General features: G+C 72.6%; 7 protein-coding genes. All 7 read right to left on the bottom strand.

The window, feature by feature from the left end:
* Positions 1 to 3: 3 nt before the first annotated feature.
* The 7 genes from ACFVIM_RS06885 to ACFVIM_RS06855 all read right to left on the bottom strand — a co-directional run bounded on the left by ACFVIM_RS06885 (position 4) and on the right by ACFVIM_RS06855 (position 10,252).
* Complete coding sequence (locus ACFVIM_RS06885) at positions 4 to 321, bottom strand: hypothetical protein (protein ID WP_384299466.1); 318 nt, start codon at positions 319 to 321, stop codon at positions 4 to 6.
* A gap of 287 nt (positions 322 to 608) precedes the next feature.
* Positions 609 to 1,781 carry a helix-turn-helix domain-containing protein gene (locus ACFVIM_RS06880; RefSeq protein WP_384299463.1) on the bottom strand — a complete coding sequence of 391 codons (1,173 nt, stop codon included), beginning with the start codon at positions 1,779 to 1,781 and terminating at the stop codon, positions 609 to 611.
* A gap of 279 nt (positions 1,782 to 2,060) precedes the next feature.
* Positions 2,061 to 2,981 carry a S1 family serine peptidase gene (locus ACFVIM_RS06875; protein WP_384299461.1) on the bottom strand — a complete coding sequence of 307 codons (921 nt, stop codon included), beginning with the start codon at positions 2,979 to 2,981 and terminating at the stop codon, positions 2,061 to 2,063.
* A 396-nt stretch (positions 2,982 to 3,377) separates the two neighbouring features.
* Positions 3,378 to 4,478: a trypsin-like serine peptidase gene (locus ACFVIM_RS06870; protein WP_384299468.1), complete on the bottom strand. Its 1,101-nt coding sequence runs from the start codon at positions 4,476 to 4,478 to the stop codon at positions 3,378 to 3,380.
* Positions 4,479 to 4,492: 14 nt separating this feature from the next.
* On the bottom strand, positions 4,493 to 5,647 hold the full coding sequence (locus ACFVIM_RS06865; protein ID WP_384299459.1) for a trypsin-like peptidase domain-containing protein: 1,155 nt from the start codon (positions 5,645 to 5,647) through the stop codon (positions 4,493 to 4,495).
* The gene (locus ACFVIM_RS06860; RefSeq protein WP_384299456.1) at positions 5,644 to 9,153 is read right to left on the bottom strand and encodes an AAA family ATPase; all 3,510 of its coding nucleotides are present in this window, start codon (positions 9,151 to 9,153) and stop codon (positions 5,644 to 5,646) included. Before ACFVIM_RS06860 ends, ACFVIM_RS06865 begins: the two co-directional genes overlap by 4 nt.
* Entirely contained in the window at positions 9,134 to 10,252 is a 1,119-nt protein-coding gene (locus tag ACFVIM_RS06855) for a hypothetical protein (RefSeq protein ID WP_384299454.1), read from the bottom strand. The genes ACFVIM_RS06860 and ACFVIM_RS06855 overlap by 20 nt, the downstream gene beginning before the upstream one ends.
* Positions 10,253 to 10,300 lie beyond the last annotated feature (48 nt).

Here is a 10,300-nt window from a genome sequence, read left to right as displayed (position 1 = left end):
GGCTCAGGGCCGCTGGGCGAGGAGTTCGGCCGCCCGTTCGGCGAGGTGCTGGGCATCGGGGTCGTCGGGGTAGCGGGCGAGGCGGGTGCGCAGGTCAAGGGCGGAGTCGCGGACGCGGGTCGACTGAACGCCTTCGGCGGCGTCAAGGAAGCGGGTCCAGATGGTCAGGGCGCTGTCGAGGTCGCCCTGACGAAGGTGGAGGGCGCCGAGTTGGCCGAGGACGTTGGCCCGGCTGCGGCGGGTGTCCAGCCCGTGGACGACGAGCGCCTGGTGAAGCTGGGCCTGGGCGCCGGTGAGGTCTCCCATCTGGGCGAGGATCATGCCGGAGACATGGGACCAGCGGCCGATGGTGAAATGCGATGCCCACGAGGTGCCCGAGGGTGCCTCGTGGTCGTGCTCGATGTGGGTCTGGGGTGAGGCCAGGCTACGGGTGGCGAGCCGATGGTCGCCATCGAGAGCGGCGGCCTCGGCAAGGGGGATCTCGTAGTAGGCCCGCGCCCTTCCCCACGGTCATGACCAGTCTGTTCAACAGCGCCTCCGGGGCGAGGCGGGTCACGACGTCGGCTCCGCCACCCCGCCCTCGCCTCAGCGCGGTGTCCTCACACCGGTCACAGAGGTAACCGCAGGAACTGCACCATGCTGCGCATATCAGCTGTCAGCGTTCTGCGGCCGTCCACGACCAGCCGCAGCACATCGCGGGCGTACCGCTGGTGGGGCAGCCATTCGGGGGCTCCGCCCCGGAGCGTCTGGAGCGTGTCGAACGACTCCGCGAAGCGACCCGTCCTGGCGTACGCCATGGCGACATCGAGCAGGTGACGATTGTTGATGCTTCCGCCCGGCCTGCGCAGGGGAAGAGGGGTCTGTTCGGCCAGCCGCAGGACCTCGCTCGGCTGGTCCCGCACCATGGCGTGTTCGGCGCGCATCAGATGAACGCTGGCGGGTCCGAAGAGGCTCAGATCCGTTGAGCGTGAGTGCAGTCGGCCGATCGCGGCCGCCGCCGAGTCCGCCATGCGTAAGGCGAACTCGGCGTCGCGGTCCTGGTTGTTCCGTACGGCGATGGCCGACACTCTCAGACAGAGCAGCCCCCAGGACGCGAGTTCATCGGGAGTGGCCCGGGACAGGCGCGGCTCGATCTCATTCGCCCATTGCCCGCCCAGGGCCAGTGCGGTGTCCAGCCTCCCCTGGCGCATGAGGAGCCAGCATCGGGTGCTCACCGCGGCGGCGGCATCGGGCAGGGAGTCCGCCAGTTCGAGTGCTTGTGTGAGCGCTATCTCCGCCGCGTTGTAGTGACGCGTCTGGACCATGAGCCGACCAGCCATCCGCAGTGCCTGAGATCGGATACGCCGACCGGGCTTCCCTAACTCCTCCGCGTCTCTCAGCAAGGAGGTTAGGAAGGCGGCTAGTTGGGCGTATTGATCCGCGCGGAACAGCGGCGCGGCGATGTCCAGCGTCCCCTGAGTACCACGGACCGTCGGTGGATCGTCCAGGGCGTCCGCATGCGTGGCCCTGTGCTCCAGCGCGTCCTGGACCGGTGCCCAGAGGCTGGGGTCATACTCCGGTGACGAGCCTTCGTGGCGGCCAGACGTCACGAGCTTCATGGTGGGAACCTGGAGTGCGACAGCGAGTTTCCTGAAGGACTCCATGCGCGGCGTTCCGTACTCTCCCTGTTCCAGCTTCCGGATCAAGGAGAGGGAGACTCCCGACAGTCCCGCCAACTCCCGCTGGCTGAGTCCACGACGCTTACGTACCGACTTGACGCGCTTACCCGCGGCATTGTCCATGGCGCCAGATTACGCGCCCTGGGTACTGGACTCCTCACTCCGTGTGACAAGAGCGGTGCGGGCGGCCCTGTCGGGCCTCGCATTTCACGGGCGCGGGGCCACCTCGCTCTGCCGCCGTTCCGGCGAGGGGCGCGTTCGCGCCACGAGATGGACGGCCGACGGCCCGGGCGCGCGTGCGGCCCCGCCCCTTTCCCGAACCTGGGGGGAAAGGAAAGGGGCGGGGCCCGATCGGGAATTACGGTGGTGGTGTCGCCGTCAGGGATTCCCGGGACGTTGGATTCAGCGGGCAAGTGCCTTCTTGAAGCGCTTGCCGTTCGGCGCGTCGTAAATGGTGTCCCACAGCTTCTTCGAGCTGAGGTTGGTGTAGACGCCGGGGGCGCCCTGGCCGGCGCAGCCGTGGCCCCAGGAGACGATGCCGATCTGGTACGGGGCCTCGCGGCCGCGGACCGTGCGGAAGAGCGGGCCGCCGCTGTCGCCCTGGCAGGAGTCCTTGCCCTCGACGCCCGCGCACAGGTGGGAGGTGGGGTTGTAGCCGGGGTAGCTGATGCGGCACTCGTCGTGCGAGAGCAGCGGCTTGCGGACCTCGCGCAGCCGGTCCGGGAAGGTGGGCTGGGCGGTGTCGATGTTGCCCCAGCCGGTGACGGTGGCCTTCTGGCCGGGCCGGATCAGGGCGTCGGTGCCGGGGGTCGGCAGCGTGACCGGCGTGACGGTGGAGACCCGCTTGTCGAGCAGGATCAGGGCGATGTCGTAGGCGAAGTTCTTCGCCGGGTTGTAGCGCGGGTGGACCAGGATGGAGCTGAACTCACCCTCGGACGGCGCGGCCTTGCGCAGGACGCCCTGCTTGGTGTTGCTCAGGACCGTGCGGCCGATGGCGATTTCCAGGTCCTTGGGGTCCATGCCGTCGACACAGTGGGCGGCCGTCATCACGACGTAGGGGCTGTAGAGGCTGGCGCCGCAGAACTGGCGGTCCACGGCGCTGCCCTTGCCCTTGAAGAGCAGCGCGGCCATGAAGGGGTACTTGCCGTCGGGGACCTGGGAGCCGCCTATGACGCGGGAGCCCGGGTTGGACCGCTCCGCCGGGTCGGCCTGCTGGCCCGCCTGCGCCGGGGCGGCCACGGCGAGCATGCCCGCCGTCGCGAGTGCGGCCGCCGAGGCGAGGACGGTGCGGCGGGCACGGCCGCCGGACGTTCTGAGTCGCACGATGAAACTCCGATCCTGCTGTGGGGAAGGGGATGCGGCGCGCCACGGGCAGGAAATCGAAGGGCGGCGGATAATCCGCGCGGAGGGTTGTGCATGGCCGAGCCGTCCCTCATCGAAGGGAATTGCGGCATATAAAGAACCCCCCATTCCCCAAATAGCCTGTTCCGCAACGACGTTGGGAAGCTAGCAGCCGGATCGACGGCCAGTCAAAGGATTCTCCGTATGAAATGCGCGGGAGTTTTCCGGCTGGCCGAACGGCATTCTCCGGGCCGTAGGGAGAGACGGTGGTACGCGACAACAGGTTCGGCCAGATCGCGTAATTTTCCAGCCAACTTGCTTAACTCGGACAGCAGGGAGGGCGGGACGGGACGGAGAACGGGGCGGAGAGCGGGGCGGTCAGACGAAGTTCACCCCGGCGCGCCGCAGCAGCGGGTCGTCCACCAGGTTCCACAGCGGGACGGCGTAGTTGCCGACGCCATAGCGCCCGCCGAAGTGCAGCCCGAGGACGCGGTGATCGGCGAGGTCGAAGACCGGGGAGCCGCTGTTGCCGCCGAGTGTGGAGCAGTCATGGGTCAGCACGGTCCCCTCGGGCAGCAGCGCGGTGGTGGTGCCCGGCTGGAGGCGTTTGACGTTGTAGACGTCCATGAAGATCCGGCTCATCGCGACCGGTTCGTTGCGGCGGCCGTCATAGGCGGGATAGCCGACGCAGTACACCAGGTGGCCGGGGACATCGGGCGGCGCGTCGGCGGCGATGGCGAGCGGGCGGGGCGCCGGGGCGCCGCCGTCGTCGCGCGGGGCGACCCGGAGCAGGGCCAGGTCGTGGTCGGTGTGGACCCCGTGGACGCCGGTGACCTCGTAGACGACATCGCCCGGGGCCAGGGGGCCGGGCGCGGCGCCGTTCCCGTATCCCCCCTCCGCCGTGGCGATCCGGGAGGCCATGCCCTCCTTGAAGGTCCATCCCGCGCCGCCGACCCGGGTGAACTCCACCGCGACATGACGGTTGGTCATCACGGTCTCGGGTCCGACCAGGAACGCCGTCCCCAGCCAGTCCAGGCTCGGATGGCCGCTGACCTCGACCCGCCCCACCCGCAGGATCGAGTCGTGGATCCCGGCCCGGCGGCCGTTGAGGACGGCCCAGTCGCCCGCCTGGTCCGGGAAGTCCTGGCGCTGGACCAGGAGCGCGGGGCGGCCCTCCAGCAGGACGATCGCCTCCATGCCGAAGGACTCGTCGTCGCTGATCTCGTCGGCGCGGCCCTCCGCGAGCTTCTCCAGCCCGTCGGCCCCGGCGGCGAGGACGCGTCCGCGTTCCTGGCGGGCCCGTGCGGAGACGCGTGCGGCGGCCTCCTCGTCGGCGGGGAGCGGGGACCCGTCCGGGCGGAGCTCCTCCGATTCGGGCACTTCGGCGTAGAGGCCCTCGCGGACCCGCTGGGCGACCTCGTGGAGGTCTCCGAAGACCCGGGTCGTGTCGGTGGCCACGGGTGAGGTGCCGCTGCCCATCTTCATCCTCCTCCTCAGGGGCCGCCGGTCTGCGCCTGGGTGATCTCGGCGTGGACCTGGGGGCTGTGGGTCGCCAGATGGCTCATGATCTGGCTGATCTGGGTGCCGACATTGACAAAGGCGGTCTCCCGGCCCTGGAACGCGACGTCCTCGACGCGGCGGGTCCCCCGGTGCAGGGCGACGACCCGCCAGTCGTCGGTGAGGACCGGGGAGCCGGACGAGCCGCCCCGGGTGTCGGTGAAGTACCGGACGTCGCGCTCGTCGGTCGCGTAGACGAGGTTGTTCCGCAGCGCGACACGTTTGGGCTGGCCACCGGGGTGCTGAATGATGTTGACGGCCATGATCTCGCCGTCGCGTACCGTCAGCGGGTCCCGCGCCAGGCGCAGCACCGGGTGGGTGGAGGGCTCCGTCAGCCGCAGCACCGCGTAGTCCAGATCGGCGTCGGCGGCGGCGAGCTCGGCGATCGTGGTCTCCTGCGGGCCGTCGTCACCGGCGTCGGCGCTCTCCTTCTCGTAGTCGAACCGGGCCCGGGCGCCCTTCGCCTGGAGCCTCAGATCGTCCTCGGCCGCGAGCGGGCGGGTTCCGCCCTCGCTGGTACGGGCGTTGACCACGTGGTGGTTGGTGACCAGCAGTACGGGGGTGACCAGCCAGCCGGTTCCGGCGTGGGGGTAGCCGTTGGGGGTGCGCGGCTCACCGCCCTCGTACGGATAGACCTTGAGGCGCGCCACCGCCGCCCCGGCGCGGTCGCCGCCGCGCAGGAAGCCGAACGGAACGGTGTCGTCCCGGTGGATGATCTGCTCCTTGATCTCGGCGAGCTCGGCGTCGGGCACGGGCGGCCGGAACTCCGGCTCGCCCCCGGCGCTGCGCGCCACCGTGTCCAGCGCGCCTTGGAAGAGGGCGAGCGGGGCGGCCTCGAAGGTCTGCCCGGTGGCGTTGCGGAGCCAGATCTCCAGCGGTACCGAGCCGTCCACCAGCCGTTCCACCCGGTTCATCGCGGCGAGGTCGGAGTGGACCTGGTGCGCGGGCGCGGGGAGCAGCGGCAGCGTCCCCCGGTAGCGGGGCATGATCCCGTCGAAGAGCAGCGGCCGTACCGCCGGATCCGCCAGGCCGGTCTCCAGCGCGGCCTCGGTGAGCCGCCGGAGTTCGTCGGGGGTGAGATAGCTGGTCATGGCGGCGGGATGGGAGATGACGACGGTACGGGCGGTGTGGGCGGTACAGGCGGTACGGAGGGGGGTGGGGCGGCCGGGTTCGGCGCGGGTGCTGGTGGCCGCTGCCCGGCGCCCCGGTCGGCCGGTACCGGCGCGGGTGCTGGTGGCCGCTGTCCGGTGCCCCGGCGGGTCCGGACCGGAGCCGTGCCCGCGCCCATCGCCGCCGCCACCGTGGCCCGGATCGCGCCGCTGTCGTCCCGTACCGCCAGCAGTCGGCGGGCCAGCGAGTTCAGCGTGCCCCGGTCACGGGCGAGACGCAGGATGCCACCGGTGCTGGCGGGAGCCGGGGGAGGAGTAGCGGCGGGGACGGAAGCGGGCGGGGCGGAGGGAGAGGCGGGCGCGGGCGGGACCGTGGGGCCCGCCGCCTCCCTCAGAATCGTGTTGAGCGGCCCGAGCAGCCCCGGCTGGCGCGCCACCGCCGCCCGGATCGCCGTCGCCAGGGTCTCCAGTGCCTCGTCGTCCATCGGCAGCCCCACCACCTCCAGGGCGTGGTCGAGGGCGCGCGGATCGCGGACGTACACCTGGGAGGCGACCGCGCGGACCAGCGCGGGCTGGCCCTCCAGCACCGAGTCCGGCAGCCGCCGCAGCCGGTGCGCGAGTTCGCCCTCGGCGTCCCCGCCCGCATCCCCGGCGGCACCGCCGTCCGCGCGCCCCTCCTCGTCCCGTACGGGCCCGGTCCGCGCGAGCCGGGCGCGGGCCAGCAGCGCGCCCATCGCCTCCAGCTCCTGGCCCAGGCCGACGGCGATGTCCTCGGCGGCGCGCAGCTCGCGGTCGGCGGTGGCCGGGTCGCCGCTGTCCTCCGCCAGCCGCGCCGAGAGCAGCAGCAGTTCCAGCCGGCGCTCGGCGCAGCCCGCCGCCGTCGCGCCCGCGATGGCGGCGGCGACCTCGGACCGGGCCTCCGCGTGCCGCCCCAGCCGGTCCAGGGCCTCGCCGAGGAGCGGGTGCAGCGTGCTGCACGGCGTCCAGGGCCTGCGTTCGCGCATCCGGGTGAGCGCCGCGTCCGCGAAGCCCTGGGCGAGCAGGTCCTCCACCTCACGGGCGGTGATCCGCTCCCAGTCCTCCTGGTCGGCCCCGGCCAGTACCCGCTCGGGCGGGTCGGCGCCGCCGAGCTTGGCCGTCAGCAGGGCCGCCGCCCGGTGCGGCATATCGCGCTCGGCGCCGACGAGGAGGTGCTCCACGCCCGGCACCCAGCGCGCCTCGACCGTGCGCGGGTTCTCGCCGAGCCGCAGCCGGTGGTAGATCTCCTCGGCCCGCGCGGGCAGTCCCTGGCGCGCGGCGTAGTAGGCCACCGCCCGGCGTTCGACCGCGCGCATCACATCCGTACGGTCTCCGCCGGGCAGCCGCAGCATGATGGCGCGGACGTCGCCACGGTGGCGCACGGCGTCGGGTCCCACGCGTTCGACCAGGTCGAGCCGGGAGAGTTCGGTGAACAGACGGCGGGCCTCGGTGGCGTCGGCCACCCGCACCCCGCAGGGCTCGGCCAGGACGTGTTCGACCACCCCGGGGGTGATCACCCGGAGCACCAGCCCCGGGCGGGCCAGCCGCCGCACCTCGGGGTCGGCGATGTGGTGCAGGATCCGGTCGTACAGCAGTCCCTGCACCAGCATCTGGTCGACCTCGCGGAAGACGGCGTCCCGCCGTTCCGGCAGCTCGCGCAGGACCTCGCCCGCGTCACCGCCGCGCTCCCCGGCCAGGACCGCCGCGCGCGCCGCGAGCCGCAGGCTCAGCGGATGGCCGCCGACGCGTTCGGCGAGGACCCGCGCCACCTCGGGATCCTGCACGCCGGAGGAGATCAGCAGCCCGATCGCGGCGCTCTCGTCCAGCTCCGTCAGCTCCAGCTGCCGGGGCTGGATATAGCGCATCGGATGGTCCACGGACGCCCGCCCCGAGACGATCACCCGCATCCGGGGGTAGACCGTCTGGAACGCGGCACCCATGCCCCACATCCGGCCCAGTACGGGCGAACCCCGGTACTGCGCCGCCTCGAACGAGTCCACCGCCAGCACCAGCGGCGCCCCGTCCTGGCCCGCCGCCGTGACCGCCCTGAGCAGCACGTCCGCCAGCCGGCGGAAGAGCCCCGACTCCTGCTCGGCGGCCTGGGACTGGAACACATGCGAGGAGGTGCGGCCCAGCATCGAGCGGGTGGTGGCGAGCTGGTGCAGCTGGGTGACCCGTTCCTCGCCCGCGCGCTGGCTGCGCACCGTCCGCTGGGCCTCCTGGGCGAGGGACTCCAGTTCGGCGCGGTGGGAGGGGTACTGGACGGCGAGCTGACGGGCCATCTCGGCGATGAGGGTGAGGGGTTCGTGGACGGAGAGGGTGGGGCGCTCGAAGTCGATATAGGCGAACGGGAACGCGGGCCCGGTGCCGTCGTCCTGCCCCCGGACGCTGTCCAGCAGGAACCGGGCCAGCAGGGTGCTCTTGCCCATCCCGCCCGGACCGTGGATCACCAGCGGCGGCGCGGGCGCGTCCGGGCCGCCCTCGGGGATCGCCGTGACATGGCGGCGCAGCACGTCCAGTTCCCGGGCGCGGCCCTGGAACGGCCGCCGTACCAGCTTCTCCAGCGGCTGGAGCAGCCGGGCGCGCCGCATGGCGTGCTGGAGCGACTCGGCGTCCGGCAGCCCCGTGACGCCGGGAACCCTGGCGAGCCAGAGCACCGCCTGGAGGGTGTCGGCGAGGACGTAGGGGTCCTGGGTCACCGGGGGCGGGCGGCCCGCCAGGGCGTCGAGGCAGATCCGTTCGACGCCCGTCTCCCCGGGGACGGCGTCCAGATTGCGCCCGAGCGCCTCCCCGGCCGCCTCGGGACCGGCCAGCGCCGCCAGGACCGTCTCCCGCAGCTCCCGCTTCAGCGTCCACACCGCCTGACCCGCCCCGCCGACGGACCGGCAGTCGTCCAGCAGCTCCCGCGCGGCGTCCCCGGTGGGCCGTTCCTGACCGGCGGTACGCACCAGCAGCGGATCGAAACGGGTCAGCAGCGCCACCGCCTCCCGGTAGCGGCGCCGGGCCTCCGCCACGGGCGCCGCCTCCGGCGGGTCCGCGCGCAGTTCGTCCCGGAGCCGTCCGACGAACCGCTGGAGGACGGCGTCCGCCTCGGGCGCGAGCGCGCCGGGCGCTGTGGTGTTGGTGGTGTTGGTGGGGTCGGTGCTGGGGTCGGTGGTCGGCGCCGGGGGCTCGGCGGACTCCGTCTCCGTGGTCCCGGGCGGGGCTTCAGACGGTTCGGGCGGTTCAGGCGGTTCAGCTGGTTCACACGGCGTGGCAGCGGCTCCGGCCGCCGCCGGTACGGGAGGGAACGCCGCCGACCGTACGGAAGGGGTCTCAGCCGGTGGTCCGGAGGCGGCGGCGCGCGGTGGTCCGGAGGCGGCGGCGCGCTCCGCGCCGGTGCCCCGTGCCCGTGGGGCGGGCGCGGGTGCCGCGCGGGGTGGCGGGTCCACGGCGTGGGAGCGGGCCCGCTCAGAGTGACTGGTAGACACGGACCGCCCCCTCCGCCGCCGTACCGACCCGCCGCATGTACTCCGCGTCGTCGCGCGGGGGCGCCACCCGCAGCACCTCCCGTACCGCCGCGTCCACGAACGCCGCGATCACCGGCTCACCGGCCCGCGCGCCGCCCGGCAGCCGGGGCGGCGACTCATGGAAGTACTGGTCGAAGAAGTCCCGCAGATCGGCGGGTTCGGCGGCGTGCGCGGTGTCGTGGCTGACGCTGCCATGCAGGTCGTAGGGGAGCTGGCGCATGGTGGGGCCATAGCCGAGGAGGACGAGCCGGGGCGCCTGGTCACCACGGACGGCGGTGTGCTCGTAGATGGCGAGGGCGAGTTGGCCGATCAGGTCCCACACGTCGGAGCTGGCGTCGAGACGGTCGCACTCGTCGAGGACGAACCAGAGGCGGCCCTCCGCCGCCGTGGCCCGGCCGACGACCCAGTGCGCGGCCTCGTCGATCGACGGCAGCAGGTCGTTGAGTTCGGTGGGGTTCAGCGGGGCCTGCGCGCCCGCGAAGGCGACGAAGCCCGCGAGGCGCCGGATGACCTTCTCGGCCGTCGCGGTGCGGGACAGGGTGACGCGCGCGGGACGGAAGCCCTGGTGGTGACCGACGTGCCGCAGCAGCTTGTAGGTGTAGGAACGGCCGCTGCCCGGGTCGCCGTCCACGACCAGCACCGTCTTCTCGGGGTCGGCGACGAAGTGCCGCAGCGTCTCGCGGAGGCCGCCCCGGCCGATGAAGACCTCGGAGCCGCTCTCGAAGACACAGGTGCGGAAGGTGTCCTCGGTGGTGTGGGCGTGCCGGTCCTGGCGCAGCCGGTCCCGGTACTCCGCCGCCCGCTCACCGTCGGGGAGGACCGCGAGCCGGTCGATGGCGCTGAGCGCCTCCAGCAGCCGGAGTTCGCCGTCGATGCTGGTACGTGAAGCCTGAACGAGCGAACGTGCGTTCTCCATGCTGACCGCCGTGAGCCTGAGGGTCGAGACGAAGGCGCTCGGGAATCCGTATTCGACGAGGCGGGCGTACGGGTCGGTGGTGTCGAGGAGATAGTCCCGTACCAGGACGGCGACGAAATCCCACTCCTTGTCCTTCAGCGACATGCCACACCTGCTTACGGGCTCGAAGCGCGGGAACCCATATCACCGATG

Origin of the sequence: Streptomyces sp. NPDC057638, assembly GCF_042800315.1 — a bacterium.
Taxonomy (GTDB): domain Bacteria; phylum Actinomycetota; class Actinomycetes; order Streptomycetales; family Streptomycetaceae; genus Streptomyces.
Note: the sequence above shows the minus strand (reverse complement) of the source record. Positions and strands in the feature narration are given on the sequence as shown.

What these genes read in the sequence shown, in the direction of transcription:
- ACFVIM_RS06885 (WP_384299466.1), bottom strand. Translation starts at nt 321, where the DNA reads ATGATCCTCGCCCAGATGGGAGACCTCACCGGCGCCCAGGCCCAGCTT.
- ACFVIM_RS06880 (WP_384299463.1), bottom strand. Translation starts at nt 1,781, where the DNA reads ATGGACAATGCCGCGGGTAAGCGCGTCAAGTCGGTACGTAAGCGTCGT.
- ACFVIM_RS06870 (WP_384299468.1), bottom strand. Translation starts at nt 4,478, where the DNA reads ATGGGCAGCGGCACCTCACCCGTGGCCACCGACACGACCCGGGTCTTC.
- ACFVIM_RS06865 (WP_384299459.1), bottom strand. Translation starts at nt 5,647, where the DNA reads ATGACCAGCTATCTCACCCCCGACGAACTCCGGCGGCTCACCGAGGCC.
- ACFVIM_RS06855 (WP_384299454.1), bottom strand. Translation starts at nt 10,252, where the DNA reads ATGTCGCTGAAGGACAAGGAGTGGGATTTCGTCGCCGTCCTGGTACGG.